This window comes from Treponema sp. UBA7567 (assembly GCF_002476655.1).
Classification (GTDB): Bacteria; Spirochaetota; Spirochaetia; order Treponematales; family Treponemataceae; genus Treponema_D.
Map to the genome: position 1 here is coordinate 1 of NZ_DLLH01000038.1, position 15,096 is coordinate 15,096.

Annotated in this window: 14 protein-coding genes; 7 read left to right on the forward strand and 7 right to left on the reverse strand. The window is 34.8% G+C overall.

All coding sequences use genetic code 11. The features are described from left to right. The coding region (locus B3Y13_RS04705) for a glycosyltransferase (RefSeq protein ID WP_296692993.1) at nt 1-1,182 on the reverse strand (1,182 nt) is incomplete at its 3' end. Nucleotides 1,183-1,216: 34 nt separating this feature from the next. Further along, a complete protein-coding gene (locus B3Y13_RS04710; RefSeq protein WP_296692996.1) occupies nt 1,217-2,128 on the reverse strand; it encodes a glycosyltransferase family 2 protein in 912 nt (303 codons plus the stop codon). 105 nt (nt 2,129-2,233) lie between these two features. On the opposite strand from B3Y13_RS04710, the gene B3Y13_RS04715 reads away from it, so the two are divergent. Together B3Y13_RS04715 and B3Y13_RS04720 are read left to right on the forward strand one after the other, a co-directional pair. Further along, nucleotides 2,234-3,364, forward strand: a complete 1,131-nt coding sequence (locus B3Y13_RS04715; RefSeq protein WP_296692998.1) for a DegT/DnrJ/EryC1/StrS family aminotransferase — start codon at nt 2,234-2,236, stop codon at nt 3,362-3,364. An 11-nt stretch (nt 3,365-3,375) separates the two neighbouring features. Next, a complete protein-coding gene (locus tag B3Y13_RS04720; RefSeq protein ID WP_296090987.1) occupies nt 3,376-4,329 on the forward strand; it encodes a hypothetical protein in 954 nt (317 codons plus the stop codon). Between the two features lie 7 nt (nt 4,330-4,336). Here B3Y13_RS04720 and B3Y13_RS04725 read toward each other — a convergent pair whose 3' ends face one another. From B3Y13_RS04725 to B3Y13_RS04735, 3 genes are all read right to left on the reverse strand, one after another. Continuing rightward, nucleotides 4,337-5,443, reverse strand: a complete 1,107-nt coding sequence (locus B3Y13_RS04725; protein ID WP_296693003.1) for an acyltransferase family protein — start codon at nt 5,441-5,443, stop codon at nt 4,337-4,339. A 179-nt stretch (nt 5,444-5,622) separates the two neighbouring features. Beyond that, the gene (locus B3Y13_RS04730; protein ID WP_296693006.1) at nt 5,623-6,027 is read right to left on the reverse strand and encodes a hypothetical protein; all 405 of its coding nucleotides are present in this window, start codon (nt 6,025-6,027) and stop codon (nt 5,623-5,625) included. Beyond that, nucleotides 6,011-6,526, reverse strand: a complete 516-nt coding sequence (locus tag B3Y13_RS04735) for a hypothetical protein (RefSeq protein WP_349681359.1) — start codon at nt 6,524-6,526, stop codon at nt 6,011-6,013. The genes B3Y13_RS04730 and B3Y13_RS04735 overlap by 17 nt, the downstream gene beginning before the upstream one ends. Before the next feature lie 21 nt (nt 6,527-6,547). Here B3Y13_RS04735 and B3Y13_RS04740 point away from each other — a divergent pair, with 21 nt between their 5' ends. Continuing rightward, nucleotides 6,548-7,372, forward strand: coding sequence for a glycosyltransferase domain-containing protein (locus B3Y13_RS04740; RefSeq protein WP_296693008.1), 825 nt, complete (start codon nt 6,548-6,550; stop codon nt 7,370-7,372). After that, entirely contained in the window at nt 7,369-8,901 is a 1,533-nt protein-coding gene (locus tag B3Y13_RS04745; RefSeq protein ID WP_296693011.1) for a lipopolysaccharide biosynthesis protein, read from the forward strand. Before B3Y13_RS04740 ends, B3Y13_RS04745 begins: the two co-directional genes overlap by 4 nt. Before the next feature lie 63 nt (nt 8,902-8,964). Here the strand turns inward: B3Y13_RS04745 and B3Y13_RS04750 are convergent, their stop codons facing one another. Together B3Y13_RS04750 and B3Y13_RS04755 are read right to left on the reverse strand one after the other, a co-directional pair. Beyond that, a complete protein-coding gene (locus B3Y13_RS04750) occupies nt 8,965-10,620 on the reverse strand; it encodes a capsule assembly Wzi family protein (RefSeq protein WP_296693013.1) in 1,656 nt (551 codons plus the stop codon). A 75-nt stretch (nt 10,621-10,695) separates the two neighbouring features. Further along, the gene (locus B3Y13_RS04755) at nt 10,696-11,616 is read right to left on the reverse strand and encodes a tetratricopeptide repeat protein (RefSeq protein ID WP_296693016.1); all 921 of its coding nucleotides are present in this window, start codon (nt 11,614-11,616) and stop codon (nt 10,696-10,698) included. A 187-nt stretch (nt 11,617-11,803) separates the two neighbouring features. Here B3Y13_RS04755 and prfB point away from each other — a divergent pair. The 3 genes from prfB to B3Y13_RS04770 all read left to right on the forward strand — a co-directional run. Beyond that, nucleotides 11,804-12,938, forward strand: a protein-coding gene (gene prfB, locus B3Y13_RS04760) for a peptide chain release factor 2 (protein ID WP_296693019.1) whose coding sequence is annotated in 2 segments (ribosomal slippage) — nt 11,804-11,872 and nt 11,874-12,938 — 1,134 coding nt in all. Because the reading frame shifts where the segments join, the coding sequence is not laid out codon by codon here. 27 nt (nt 12,939-12,965) lie between these two features. Continuing rightward, on the forward strand, nt 12,966-14,573 hold the full coding sequence (locus B3Y13_RS04765) for a hypothetical protein (RefSeq protein WP_296668608.1): 1,608 nt from the start codon (nt 12,966-12,968) through the stop codon (nt 14,571-14,573). Nucleotides 14,574-14,604: 31 nt separating this feature from the next. Next, the coding region (locus tag B3Y13_RS04770; RefSeq protein ID WP_296693021.1) for a signal recognition particle receptor subunit alpha at nt 14,605-15,096 on the forward strand (492 nt) is incomplete at its 3' end.

Genomic DNA, 15,096 nt, shown 5'->3' on the forward strand with positions numbered 1-15,096 from the left:
TTCAGCGAGTTTTTGTAAATTCTCTTTTTGTTTTTCGGAAACTATTTTAAATTGTTTTTCTGCACGTTTTGAATATTCATCGTATATATTTTTATCTAATAATTGAACAATTCGATTTTTTATTTCAGACACTGAATATGGGTCAAAATAAATTGCAGCGTTCCCGCAAACTTCAGGAATTGAAGATGTTCCGCTTGCGGCTACAGGAATGCCGTATTTAAATGATTCTATTGGAGGGTAGCCAAAGCCTTCATTTAGGCTGGGATAAATAAATGCGTATTGTTTTGCCGTCAGTGCTTCAAGAAAGTCTCTGTCCACATAACCAAGGAAAACAAAATGTTCAGGATGTTTTATTTTTCTTGTAAATATTTTTTTGTTTGTTACACCTGTAATAACAACTTTGAAGTCTAAGGCAATTCTGTCAGAGAAAAGCGAGTCAAATGCCCATATTGCTCTCAATGCGTTTTTTGTCCACCGTGCCGCACTTGTGATTAAAAAAAACATCCCCTCTTGAATATTATATTTTGGAAAATTATTTTTTGCACATTCATCGATGTTGATTTTTTCTAATTGCCTATGATTTTCAAGCTGATAAAAAGTAGGGGAGGCAAAAACAGGAATCTCTTTTGACTGTGTTTCTGGATAAAAAGATTTTATAGATGCTAAAGAATGATTTGAGATTGTGATTACATTGATTCTTTTGTCAGCAACTAATCTTCCGTTTATTATTTTCAGCTTTTTTAAATAAATTTTTTTAGCTAGTGTCATGAATAACAAGAATTTTATTTTTTCTTTTAAAGAAGTTGCATAACTCAACATGATTTTATCAAATGGCATTTCAAGGGTTCTTAAGCCATGCACTGTCGTGTAAACTTCGGTTTTTCCGAGCGGAATATTCTGATTTAAGTTAAGCATTGCTGAATAAATTCTATCAATTTTTTCTTCTTTTAAAATTTCTTCGATATTTTTCCTATTTAGGTCGTAAAGTTTTATATCGTATTCTTTTATGGCAGACAGAATCTTTGGATTAAGATATGCTTCTGCATTGTAGTAACATATAAGGTTGAATTTGTCCAAATATTCAAGAAGTTTGAAAAATACAACTTCGCCGTAAACTCCGCCGCCATGAAACTTGCTTTCAGGAGAAGGCTGGGTTGCAGATAGGTCATATAAAAGATTCATAAATGCCTCTGTATTATTTTTTTTGTTTAATGATTTAAGATTTTAAAAGTCTTGGAATGTTCTTCTTAGTATTCTTTATAAGATATGGATTTACCCATATTAAGAATATTGCAAGCTTTAATAAAATTAAAAGAAAAGGCTTGTGTTCATTTTTATTATAAAATTGAACGTATGAAAGAAAAAGCTGCTGGTTTCCAATTGAAGAGAGGTAAAATATTTTATAAAGTTTTTTTTCAGTCGAGCCGCCTTCAAGATGTATTATTTTCGGGCCTTCAATTAATATTGATTTTTGATTTGCTTTATGCATTTGCAATTGCAAGTCAACCTCTTCATTATACATAAAATATCGCTCATCATACTTTGCAAAATCATTGTTTTTTACAAATAAATCAGCGCCCGTGATATAAGGAACTTCTCCTGTTGTAAAATTTTGATGATGTTCTATTTTTATCGATTCTTTCTTATGGGTTAAAAAATATTTGATTGTATCTTTTGAAATTCCTAAGAATGTATGGAAAAGCGTTTTTACTCTTTTTTTTAGCGGAACAATTTGTCCAAATGAATGTATTGTTTCTCCATCCTTATTTTGTAGATTGCAGCCTAATGCTCCAATGTTCTCATTATTGTGTTTTTCAAAGTAGTCAAAAAATATTTTTACCGCATTATTTAATAGAATTGTATCGCTGTTTAGATAAAAAATATATTTTCCGGTTGCAACAGCAAGACCTTTGTTGTTCGCGCGTCCAAAGCCTAGATTTTCATTGTTTTCTATTAAAATCACATTTGGAAATGATTCTTTTATCATTTCAATGGAACCGTCTTTAGAATTGTTGTCAGACACAATTATCTCAAATTCTAAACCTGCTGTTTGTTCATAAATAGAATTTATGCAGTCTTTTGTAAGATTTTTGGTGTTGTAATTCACAATAATTATTGAAACATCCATACAATAAAATTCCTGAAACTCCGCAAAGTATAGATTATATACAAAAAAATGTCATCGTTTCTTCTGTGGTTTGATAATAAAATAATTATTTGATATAATAGATATATGATTTTGAATAATAATCAGATAACAGTAACATCTCCATTGCTTCCAGATTTGAATGACTTTATTCCGCTTTTAAAAGACATCTGGGATAGAAAATGGATTACAAATAACGGATATTACCATCAGCAGCTAGAAGAAAAACTTGCTGATTTTTTAGGAGTTCCATATATTTCTCTTTTTACAAATGGCACAATTCCTTTGCTTGTTGCAGTTCAAGCTTTAAAGCTAGGAAAAGACGGCAGAAATGAAGTTATCACGACACCATATAGTTTTGTTGCAACAAGCAACATTCTTATGTGGAACAACCTAAAGCCTGTGTTTGTTGATATTGAGCCTGAAACTGGCAATTTGGATCCTGAAAAAATTGAGAATGCAATAACTGATAAAACTTGCGCAATCTTGCCTGTGCATGTCTATGGAAACCCTTGCGATACAGCTGAAATAAAAAAAATAGCTGATAAATATGATTTGAAAGTGGTATATGATGCGGCGCATGCTTTTAATGTAAAACAAAATGGGAAATCCATTCTTACAGAAGGAGATTTGTCTACTTTGTCATTTCATGCTACAAAGACCTATAACACTGTAGAGGGGGGGGCAATTGTATGTAAGGATAAAGAGACAAAAGACTATATTGATTCATTAAAAAACTTCGGTTACACATCGGAAATCTATATAACAGAAACTGGCATAAACGGAAAACTTGATGAAATTCGCTCTGCCTATGGCATTCTGAATCTAACTAATATCAATAACGCAATTGCTCATAGAAAATATGTGGCTGAGACATACAGAAAGGCATTAAAAGAAATTTCCGGAATTTCTTTTTTTAATGAGCAGAAAAATGTGAATTATAATTATTCTTATTTTCCTATATTTGTTGATTCTTCTAAATATTGGCTTTCTCGTGATGAGCTTTTTACAAAACTTCGAGACAGAGGGATTCTGAGCAGACGTTATTTCTATCCGCTTATCACAAACTTTTCTCCTTACGAAAATATTCCTTCTGCAAGCAAAGAAAATCTTCCTATAGCTAATAAAATGGCTGATACTGTTCTTTGTCTCCCAATCCATCACCTTATTTCAGATAAAGATTTGAAACGCATTATAAATCTTATATTAACTAAATAGGAATTAAGAAAATGAACTATGCGCCTATTGTAATTCCCACTCTGAATCGCTTTGAGCATTTTAAAAACTGCGTTGAGTCGCTAAAAATCAATAAATACGCAGACAAAACCGATTTGATTGTTGCGCTTGATTATCCGCCTGCGGAAAAATATGAAAACGGATGGAGGCTAATATCAGGCTATCTTGATTCGTTGACAGGATTTAACAAAGTTGTTGTTATAAAAAGAGAAAAAAATCTTGGCGCTATAGAAAATATAAAGTCAATTCTTGGATATGTCTGTGAAAATTACGAGACTTTTATTTTTACGGAGGATGACAATATATTTGCAAAATGTTTTTTAGAATATGCAAATAAAGGTCTGGAAAAATTTAAAGATGACAAGTCTATTGAAAGTATTTCAGGATATTCATACCCGATTTTCTATGATAAAAATGAATTTAATGTTGTGAGAGTTCAACGGTATTTCTCTGACTGGGGCTTTGCCACTTGGAAAGACCGTTATTTGGAGGCAAAAAGCATTCTTACAAATGAATTTTTTGAAAAATTATTCAGAAATAAAAAACTGTGCAAAAAATTGCGCACCGCAAGCAAAAAAAACTATACACGCGCGATTTCATTTATAAAAGATAAAAATGTGCGGCCTTATGATTATACAAATTCCATAGGCCAGATTCTGCTAGACCGTTTTTCAATAATGCCAAAAGAAACACTGGTAAAAAATACGGGCTGGGACAATTCCGGCGTTCACTGCGCGTCTGATAATGCCATTGCTAAATTGTTCAATGAGCAGCATTTGTCAGAAAAGATTGACTGGAATGATTTTTCTTTTGATGCGCTAGACTCTCTAAAAATTGACAGGCAATTAGATAAATCTATAATTGGAGAATATAGCAAGATTGATTATTTAAAAGTTCGGCTCAAAGAATTCTTGTATCGGAACAATCTTTTTGAGCCAAAAAACTGATAAAAAATTAGAGTATTTTTAACTTACTTGTAAATATTTCAATTGGTTTTTCTGTGATTTTTTTTCGAGCGATTTCTAAGATTGAGCATATGAAAAATACCATTAATACTGCAAAAATCATATAAAAAATAAAATAGGTTTTGTCAATAAAAGCATCAAACTTGAACAGCTTATGCCAGATGAGTTTCTTTAAAAGCAAATTTTCATGGATAAGGTAAACTCCAAAAGTTGTGCTTGCTATAAGGTTTATAAATTTGTTATAGGACATTTTTAAGTTTCTGAAAAAAGCAAACAAAAAGATTGCGCATATCAAAAGCGGAAATTTATTGAATCCGCTAAAAGGATAGCTTGCCCAATAATCTAAATGATCTTTTACGTAGGGAATGTATTTGCCATATTTTAACATTGCAAATTTCCAAAGAAAGAAAAATATGCATATACAAAAAGAGATTATTACATTCTTTCTGTTGCTATTAAGAAATGGCGGATTATAAATTCTTATGTATGATGCAATGTAAAATCCTAATATAAAATAAAACAAGTTATCCGCTTTGAAAAAAATTTGAAACCACACCAATGGTAAAACCGTGCCAATCAAAATCATTGTTATGATTATATTCTTATGGGTATTTTTATCTAAATATTTTAAAGAAAGATTTAAAAACGGAACAAAAAAATAAAATGAAATGTAGGCAGCGGCAAACCAGTTGTGTCCAAGCAGAGTAGGAAGAAATGCTTTTAACAAGTCTTTTTTAGTCATCAGGTGTGCCGCATTAAAAAATCCTAAGTCTTGATACAGCTCGTTGTCATAGCCTATGACAGGAATTTTTGCAAAATAAAGAATCAGACCAATTGCCGCCGATATGGAGAAAACTTGAAACCAGAGTTTCAAAATTTTTTTCCATGAAAAAGATGACAGAGATACAAAATAGCCAGACACGAGGATAAAAAGCCAATTCCCTAGCATTCCGGTCCAGTTTTTAAATGAGCTTATAAAATAAAAGTTTGCAGAAGTCTTGAACCATGTGCCTTCTGGACAGGCGTGACAAAACACGATGAGAAACATTGCAAAAATTCTCATTAGCTCAAAATTTGAATTTCTATTTTTATTCATAAGTGCAAAAACTCCTTATTATTAGGCTCAATTTCGAATTTTAATAAAAACAGCTGCTAAACAGTTATTCCTGTGCTAACAAGGCTGTTATTGCCGTGCTTGACACGGCAGTCTTTCCAACGGATTATCGGGTCAAGCCCGATAATGACACTAAAATTTAAAACTCGACATTCGACCTTTTAGTGAAAGAAATTAGGATAAAGCTCTTTTATCTCATCTATTTTAGGCAATCCAATTTTCTTTAAATCAATAAACTGAAACGAAAGCTCTTTTCTTCCGAACACATCCTTGCCATTATCCAGACAAAAATTTATATAGTCGTTTTCTGAAGAAAATTGCGGAGGCAGCTTAAAATTATCGCCTTCAATTATTGAGTTCAGTTTTAATTTTACCTGTTCAATTCCGCCCATATAAGAAAAGTGCCAGCCTGCGTTTTTTACATACGGCATTATTTCCCGTCTGTTTCTCAATTGCTGAGGAATACGAAGGTTTTTATATTTGCATAAAACTGTTCCATACCATTTTTGATTAGCGCGATTGTTGAAATAGTAATAAAAAAGGTCTTGCTCAAGGGCTACACCCATATATTCTAAAAAAATAATCAAGTGTATTCGATTTTAAAAATTTCTTATTTTCACCCAGAATGGAAAATATCTGTTTTAAGTGTATTTTTTTGTTGTTATTCGATTTATTTACGGGAATAACAGTGTAATCGTGCAGATTTTTTAATATATTTGGATTTGGGATTTCATCTATGTCGGAAATCATTATCAAATCTTCTGATTTACAGTTGTATACCCCCCCCATAATGGCGTTTCTTTGAAAGTGCTCAATTGCCCAGTCTTTTGAATTTTTTAAGACAGGGCAATCTGTTGCTTTTATATAAATTATTTTACCAGGGTATTTTTTGTCAAATTCTGCTTTTATTTTTTCAAAATTAAAAGCTTTAGAGACTCCTCGTTGCGTTTTGTCAGCCTCAACAATTACAAACTTATCAACAACAGCGTTTAAAGTGTTCAGTCTGATTTTTAAAAGTTCTATTTCATTGAAAAAAGTAAAACAATCGTATATCATATTTCTCATTATACTATAATCTTGTGAAAAATGAACAGCAATAAGGATGTTTTTATGTTTTTAAAAGAGTACATACGGAAAAAACTTAATAATTTTTTAATTGATTCTACAGAACTAAAAAATAGATGTGATGTACTTTTGACCCAAATTGATTATTTAACTAATTATAATTATAAAAAAAACAAGGTTTTGTACACTTGTATAACAGGTGGATATGAAGCTCTTTTACTTCAGGAGTATTTGAATCCGGAATGGGATTATGTTTGTTTCACTGATAGTGAAAAATTATTGCGCTATAAAAACTATGGAGCTTGGAGTATAAAACCTTTGGAATTTTGTGAACTTGACAATACTAGAAATAATCGCTGGCACAAAACTCATCCGCATGTGTTATTTCCAGATTATAAAGAGAGCATATATATAGATGGAAATATTATTTTTACAGACAATCAGATTTTTAATGAAATATTGAATAAAAAGCAAAGCTTGGTGATTCCTAAGCACTGGAAAGATGATTGCATTTATAATGAAATAGAAAATGTGAGAGAAAATGCTTTCGATACAAAAGAAAATTTGTTAAAAATAAAAGAATTTTTGCAAAACAATAATTTCCCTGTACATTATGGTTTAAATGAGAACAACCTTATATACCGTGTTCATAATGAGCGTAATGTAATAAAAATAATGGATGAATGGTGGACATTCATAAGAGACTATTCAAAGCGTGACCAGCTATCTTTGGCTTATGTTCTTTGGAAAAATGGGATAAAACCTTCTGATATAGAAATTAAAAATTTAAGGGATAGGGCAAAATTGAATAGGGGAGGAGTATTATTTAAAACCCATAAAAAATGAAATTCAATAGAACAAAAAATACTTTAAGAAATTCTTTCTGGGGTTTTTTTAACCAGATTATCCAGAATTTGCTTCCTTTTATAACACGAACTCTTTTGATAAAGCTTTTGGGGGCTGAATATTTAGGTCTTAACAGTCTTTTTGCCTCAATACTACAATTTTTAAATTTGGCAGAAGCAGGTTTTGGTGTTGCTATTGTCTATAGCATGTATAAGCCCATTGCTGACAATGACAAGAATGCAATATGCGCTTTGCTCAATTTATTTAGAAAAATTTATAGAATAGTTGGATTTATTGTCTTATGTGTTGGTCTGCTTATTCTGCCATTCTTGAAACTTTTTATAAAAGCGGATTATCCAAGCGATATTAATATTTATTTGCTTTACTGTATTTATCTGTCAAATTCTGTTCTGTCTTATTTTTTATTTGCATACAAAAATTCACTATTTAATGCTTTTCAGAGAAATGACAAGCTAAGCCAAATTGATACTTTTATTTCAATATTTAAGCCTGTTGTTCAAATAATTATATTGTTATTCTTCAAAAACATTTATGTATATACAATAATAATTCCCTTTATGACGATAACCAAAAACATCACAGTTTCTGTTTTAGCTTCTAAAGTTTATCCTGAATATGTTTGCAAAGGTTTTATAGCAAAAGAACAGAAGAAGGATATTTATAAAAAAACATTGGGGCTTTTTATTTCAAAAATAAGCCAAACAACAAGAGATTCATTTGATAGCATTTTTATTTCATACTTTATAGGACTTATAACAGTTACTGTTTATAGCAATTACTATTACATAATGAATGCTGTTCATGGTTTTCTTCATATCATTTGTATAAGCATGACTGCCGGAGTGGGAAATTTTATTGCGAATGAGAATAAAGATAAAGTTAAAGAACTTTTCAATAATATAAATTTTTTGTATATGGTTATTTCTGGCTGGTGTTTTGTTTGTCTTATGGTTTTATATCAGCCTTTTATGAACATTTGGGTTGGCAATGAGCTTATGTTTAATACCAAGGGAGTTGTTTTAATTTGCATATATTTTTATCTTTTAACAATGGGGGATATAAAAGGTGTTTTTTCAGGTGCTTTTGGCATGTGGTGGGACTTTAAGTATTGTTCTGCTATAGAGGCTTTCTCGAATTTATTCTTAAATTTTATACTTGCAAGAAAATTCGGCATATATGGAATTCTTTTAGGAACAACTATAAACTTATTTGCCATTAATTTTATTTTCACTTCGTATATTCTTTTCAAAAAGCATTTTTCAATAAAGAGTTTTTTTCTGTATCTGTTTGATCACTTAAAATATTTTGCAGTAACATTAGCTATTTCATTTCTTCTAAATATTTTTATAAAAAAATTTATTTTTGAATATTCTATTGCAAATTTTATAATAAAAATTCTTATTTGTTTTATTTTTGTTCCAGTCGTATACTTTTTCATTTTTTCATATAAAATCAAACGAAACGAGGTTGTAAAACGGCTGTTAAATAAGATTCGAAAGCAAAATTAGGCGCTTCCAAAAGATGAACGATAAGAATCTAGAATTAAATAGCCGCCTTTTTTACATTGAAGACTAAAAACTGTACTTTAATTTTAAGCAAAACGTAAAATTGTCTAGGGACGTATGGTTTCTGTATAGGTAGTGTCTTATGTCGTTATAATATACAGCCTCGGACAGAATAAAATTCTCGGTTATAAAATTTAAATTTTCAAGACCCAAGATTTTATAATACCTTATTGGCCATTCGCCTTTTAAAACATTGTCGGAAGGAACAGAGTTTATTGCTTTTGAGTATATATAGTTAGAGTCGATATTTGCAAATTCATGAAATAGATAAACATATCCAAAGTTGTGGTATAACTTAAAACCTATGAGGCGGCTTTCTCCACCATATCCCATGCCTGAGCCGAGCCACTGCCCTTTGTTTGTATATCCTTGTGTTATTTGGTAATGAAATCCAAAACTGTAAGGCCATTGGAATTGGAAATCCTGAGTCATTTCGGTATTGCTCCATTCAAAGAAAATTTCACCAAAAATATTATGTTTTTTGCTAAATGCAAGAGTTTTCTTTAGACCGACCATGTGTGTTGCAGACCTAAGATAGTTTGAGAAAGGAGTTCCGTCATCAAGTCCAACTTCTCCATATACTTCAAATCCAACTTTTGGAAAAAGCCAGTCAATGGTCATTGACATTTTTTGATCTTCTCCAGCTCCTTGTTCTCCTACATGTGTATTTTTTATTGCTGGAATTACATATTTTAAGTTTTCTCGGCTTGCTTTTACAAGGCAAGTTCTGTTTAATCCAAGTGTTAATCCTGGTATAAAAGATGGCGAGTATGAACAAGTCAAGCCATGAAGCATATTATGATTATTAGACTCATCATTGTCAAAATAGTCTGATTCTGTGAGATAACCTGTCCAAATTCTTCCTTCGATGTGGCCAATATTCCATCCTATATGAGGTAGGTGTAATTCTGTTTTTCTTAGACCTATGTCAAATTTTGGATATGTAGCTGCATTATTTGAATGTAATAGGGGATTTAGATGTGCCGGCCCCAGCCAGATTGCCTGTGCTCCAAAACCGACTGTAAATGTATGCCATGACCATCGGATTTCAGTGTCGCCCCAGTCAAATGTAAAAAATGAAGAGTTTCCGAATCGCTGCGGAGCGTCTGCACCGATATTGTTTCCGTATCCCCAGATATATGCGTATTTGTTTGTATAATATGCGCTGTTGTCAACTAGCTCAAATTCCCTGTTCTGGCTCCAGCTTACCTGCGGCTTAAAAGTTGCCTCCAGTCCGTAGGCTTCAAGCCTTGCGCCGGCTGTAAGACTTGTGTTGTAGCCTTTTCCTTGCCAAAGCGCGCCGTCGTTCTGGCCGTATGGGGCTTTTGTGTTGTATGAATTGAACCATTCCGGGCCGTAGAGCTTTAGCTTTACGCTGCGGTCGATTCCTGCTGTAAACCAGTTTGTTGCTGTGCTGTCTGATTCGTACAATGTGCGCTTTGTTCCAAGATTGTTGTCTTTCCAAAGATGGTTTTCGTCCGTAACCTGCCATTCACTGTCGCTTAATGTGCGGTAGCTGAGCGTAGGGCGTTCTGCCTGTCCTGTAAGGCTTAAAAAGTCGTAGTATTCTTCTTCTGTTGATTTTAGGGCTTCCTGGGCGAAAAGGGAGGAACTAAAAACCGATAAAAATAAAAAAACTCTTGAAATCTTGTAAAAACGCATTGTGCTTCTCTTTTTGTAGAATGATAGACTTTTTCTAAAATATTCCCGTCATTCTATAAAAAATCTGTAGTTATTTCAACTTTTTGGGATTGTGTAAAAGTCCAGGGTTGAATTTATCCATTTTTTGCAGAGAATCGGCCAATTGTCCTGCGTAAAAAGAAACATTGTCAGCGCGCTGCGGTAATTTCCTGTAAAATATTGCGATTGCGCAAGATAGAATGCCGCGCGGCTGGTGGTTTCCTCGCTGCGGTTTACGCTTAGAAATTTCTTTAATTCTACAATCGACGCCTCGTAATTCTTTTTTACAAAACTGTTCTTGAGAATTTCAAAAAGATAGTAGTCGTCGCCTCCGGAAGGTGAAGTTATGTCCTCGTCAAAATAATATGGCTCGAGTTTTTTCCTTTGAATGATTGTTTTTCCAGCAAGGCTTTTTCCCGCATTTACTACTTCCGCTGAAAGCTTTGAAGGCTTTTTTTCAAAATCTCCGATTAAGTCTATGTACGGAAGCGGAAGCTCGCGGATTGTTCCGTCTGTGTAAAGTTTTGGCGTCTCCGCGGCAATCTGCTCTTCTGATTTTTTCTGAGGTTTTTCCGGACGTTTTACAGCCACTGCCTTCACGGTCGCGTTTATCGACGGAAGAACCACATTGTAAAGAGTTCCGTCTGAAAGTTTTGCGAGAACTGCATAATAATATTCATTAAAATCAGTCACAGTGTCGAGATATTGCTGAGTCTTTTGGGAAAGCTCTGCAACCGGACTAAGTTTTTCCGCTGTTTTTGAATTAACTGGAACCGTGTCTTTGAAAACAAGAATTGACGCCGCGTTAAAATTCTGCGGAAGTTTCCATGTGAGCCTTATTTTGTCTGTCGAAACGGCAGATGCGCACAGCATATCTACAATCGGACGGCTTGAAGGCTTTGCCTTGTCCTGGGCAAAAGAAAAGGTCTGGAGAAAAAACAACAGGATGAATGAAAAAGGCTTAAAAAAAGATTTCATATTCTTTCTGATTTTAGCATTTTTTGCTTTTTTTTGCACGTTTTTTGAATTGAATTTGGATTCATCATTGAAGCCAGTTTGACAAGAAAAAGCCTTTTGTTTATTCTTTAAAAGTTAAATTTTCTATTAAGTTATGTATTTTGGGCAGTTTTGTCTGGAAAAAATTGAACTGCTTTTGGAGATTAAAATGCTTGAAGAATTAAAGGAACCTATAGACAAGCTTAAAAATGACATTGACAGTGTCTGGGGGCGTCTTTGACCACGCTGCGATCGATAAAAAAATAAAAGACACCGAAGCCATGACCGCCGCTCCTGGTTTTTGGAACGATACCGAAAACGCGCAGCGCACCATGAACGAGCTAAAATACTTAAAAGGCCGTGTCGAGCCTTGGCGTGAGCTTATTGCACAGGCAGAAGAGCTTGAGACTCTTTACGACCTTGGAATTGAAGAAAAAGATCAGAGTGTCGAAGAAGAATTAAAGCCTCTTCTTGAAGCTGCCCAGAAAAAATTTGAGGAGCTTTCGATTTTAAACCTTCTTTCCGGCGAAGTAGACAAAAACGGCTGCTTCTTGACTATTCACTCAGGAGCGGGCGGAACAGAAGCCTGCGACTGGGCTTATATGCTTAGCCGGATGTATATTCGGTGGGCGGAACGCAACGGTTTTAAAATGGAAACTGTCGATCTTCAGGAAGATGAAGGCGGAATAAAATCGACTACAATTCAGATTACCGGCGACTACGTTTATGGAAAATTAAAAGGCGAAGCTGGTGTACACCGTCTTATCCGCATTTCTCCGTTTGATGCAAACGCAAGAAGGCACACTTCGTTCAGCTCAGTTTTTATTTTCCCGATTCTCGATGATACGATTAAGGTTGATATTCGTCCGGAAGATTTGCGCGTTGACACATACCGCTCCGGAGGAAAAGGCGGCCAGCACGTAAACAAAACAGATTCTGCAGTCCGCTTCACGCACATTCCAACAGGTATTGTCGTAACATGCGATTCTGAACGCTCTCAGCTTATGAACCGCGCAACGGCAATGAGCATTTTGAAGGCAAAACTCTATCAATATTACAAAGAGCAGAAAGAAAAAGAAAATGCCAAATTCGGCGCAGAAAAAAAAGACATTTCCTGGGGAAATCAGATCCGTACTTATGTTTTCCAGCCGTACACAATGGTAAAAGATCACCGCACAAAATACGAATGTGGAAATATTCAGTCTGTAATGGACGGTGATATTGACCAGTTTATCGACGCGTTTTTGCAGGCTCAATGGAAAGGTCTTCCGGCTGGCACTGACGATTCTGACGAAAATATGTAGGAACTGCGCTTTTTTCAGGTTCATGCCGTGGATTTTGCCGTGGATAAGCTCATAAAGTTTTTTAAAAATTCAGTTTTTATTCTCGTTTTTTGCTGCCCGTTTTTTGCTTTTGCGGATGATTGGGTTTTGGCAGGGCAGAAGTTCACCTTTTCTCAAAAAGGAGTTGAAAATTCTTCGAATGCAAAGATTGCTTCGGTCTTGCCGCAGCTGATTCTTGAGCAGATTGCTGAAAATTCAATCCGCTCCGTTTCTTCCCAGGAACAGCTTGACCGCGAGCTTTACGCTCTTCAGACGGAACGGCTTTCCCTTTTTTTGCAGCTCTCAAAAGAAAACAAAACCCGCGATTCTCTGGTTCTTGCAAAGACAACCCCGCGGGAATTAAAAAAAGCGATTCGGGAAGAAGAAGAAAAAATTTCAGAGATTGAAAAGAAAATTGACGAAAATCTTTCGGCCGTGCAAAAAACAAAAGAAAAATATTCACGCCAGATTGCATTGGAAAATGGTGAAATTTTTGATGAAAAAAAGCGCGATGACAATTTTTTCGGAAAGCTTCCTTTTGCTTTTATGAAAAAAAAGGACGGCGAGGCTAAAAAAATAAATGAAACTGTTGTTCTTTATAAAAATGATCCGTCTTCGCTTTTCTCTCCTTCGGAAAAAGCCATGGAATTTGGAGAAAAAAGCTTTTCCTTTAACAGCGAAATTTCTGCCGCAAAAATCAATGCGCTTCTTACTGGAAAAATCGCGCTTTACGGTGAATATGTTTCTGTTTCGGTAAAACTTTATTTTTTTCCTGGAGCAGATTCTTCTTCAGAAATTACTGAAGTTGGAAATGCAAACGACCTTGTTTTGATTTCTCAGAACATTGCGCGAAATTTAATGCCGGAAATTGCAAATTCAGTTCCTGTAAAAATAAAAATTGAAATTGAACCTGAACAGGCTGCAAAGAGCGGAATTGTCAGCGTTGACGGAGTAATTGTTCCTTCAAAGGAGGAGGTTATTGTAAACGCTGGAGTTCATTCAATTACTGTTTCCGCAAACGGTTTTGAAAAGCAGACCGTAAATTACGCTTTTGCCGGCGAAGATTTTTTTACTGTAAAAACGACTTTAAGGCCTCTTGCAATGGGAAATCTTGAGCTTTGCCTAAAAAAAATGGCAAAAGGCGTTTTTTACTTTAACGCGCTCGATTCTTCTCCTGTCGATGAAGAGAACCGTTTTGCCTCATCGACTGTGAACGGACGCCCGGTTTTGGGAATTTTTGAAAATTCGGAGGGAGAAAGCGCATTCATCTATATTTCAGAAAAACTCGCTCAGGACGGAAATACTCTTTCTGTAAACGCAAAACCTTATGACAGGGAAAAGCATATCGACCGGCAAAGGCGGCGGATGTACACGGCGTATTCGGTCTTAATCTGTTCTTTAGTTCCAACTTTTTTTACGGTCGGAAATTTTACGGCGGTGAATAATTCTTATGCAGCCGGCCGGGCGAATTTTGACGAAGTAGAAAAATGGCAGAAATATTCGTACTATTCTATCGGAGTTTCGTGCACGGCAGGCGCATGGTTTGCTTTTGAAATGGTTCGCTATCTTTTTGCGGCGAATGAAGTTCTTCCTGCGCGCGCAGTTCAAAAAAAGTAAAAATTATTTATAATTATATTGGAGTCGAAAAATGTCAAAAATTACGTTTGCGCAAAAATTAAAAGGGCTTTTTTCCAAGGGCAAAATTGATGAGGATTTTTTTGAGGAGCTTACGGATTTGCTTGTCGAGGGCGATATTGGCGCAAAACTCGCATTTGAGCTTACTGGCAGTCTGGAAAAATTTTGCCGCCAAAATAAAATTTATGAGCAGAATGCCATTTTGGACGAGCTTGAAAGAATGCTTTGCGGTTTTGTAAACCGCGCCGATTTTGAAATTGACGACTCAAAAACCAGCATTTTTATGCTTTTGGGCGTAAACGGAGTTGGAAAAACAACGACAGCCGCGAAACTTGCAGGCTTTCTAAAAAATAACGGCAAAAAAGTGATTTTAGCCGCCGCAGATACTTTCCGCGCCGCCGCAGAAGAGCAGCTGGAAATGCACGGCCAAAAACTTGGAATTCGGGTTGTTTCGCATCAGCACGGAAGCGATCCCTCTGCCGTTGTCTTTGACGCGGCTCAAGCA

Excerpts from the sequence above, each read along its gene's own strand:
- B3Y13_RS04755 (WP_296693016.1), bottom strand. The coding sequence starts at position 11,616 with ATGAAATCTTTTTTTAAGCCTTTTTCATTCATCCTGTTGTTTTTTCTC.
- B3Y13_RS04750 (WP_296693013.1), bottom strand. The coding sequence starts at position 10,620 with ATGCGTTTTTACAAGATTTCAAGAGTTTTTTTATTTTTATCGGTTTTT.
- B3Y13_RS04715 (WP_296692998.1), top strand. The coding sequence starts at position 2,234 with ATGATTTTGAATAATAATCAGATAACAGTAACATCTCCATTGCTTCCA.
- B3Y13_RS04720 (WP_296090987.1), top strand. The coding sequence starts at position 3,376 with ATGAACTATGCGCCTATTGTAATTCCCACTCTGAATCGCTTTGAGCAT.
- B3Y13_RS04740 (WP_296693008.1), top strand. The coding sequence starts at position 6,548 with ATGAACAGCAATAAGGATGTTTTTATGTTTTTAAAAGAGTACATACGG.
- B3Y13_RS04735 (WP_349681359.1), bottom strand. The coding sequence starts at position 6,526 with ATGAGAAATATGATATACGATTGTTTTACTTTTTTCAATGAAATAGAA.
- B3Y13_RS04710 (WP_296692996.1), bottom strand. The coding sequence starts at position 2,128 with ATGGATGTTTCAATAATTATTGTGAATTACAACACCAAAAATCTTACA.
- B3Y13_RS04730 (WP_296693006.1), bottom strand. The coding sequence starts at position 6,027 with ATGGGTGTAGCCCTTGAGCAAGACCTTTTTTATTACTATTTCAACAAT.
- B3Y13_RS04745 (WP_296693011.1), top strand. The coding sequence starts at position 7,369 with ATGAAATTCAATAGAACAAAAAATACTTTAAGAAATTCTTTCTGGGGT.
- B3Y13_RS04725 (WP_296693003.1), bottom strand. The coding sequence starts at position 5,443 with ATGAATAAAAATAGAAATTCAAATTTTGAGCTAATGAGAATTTTTGCA.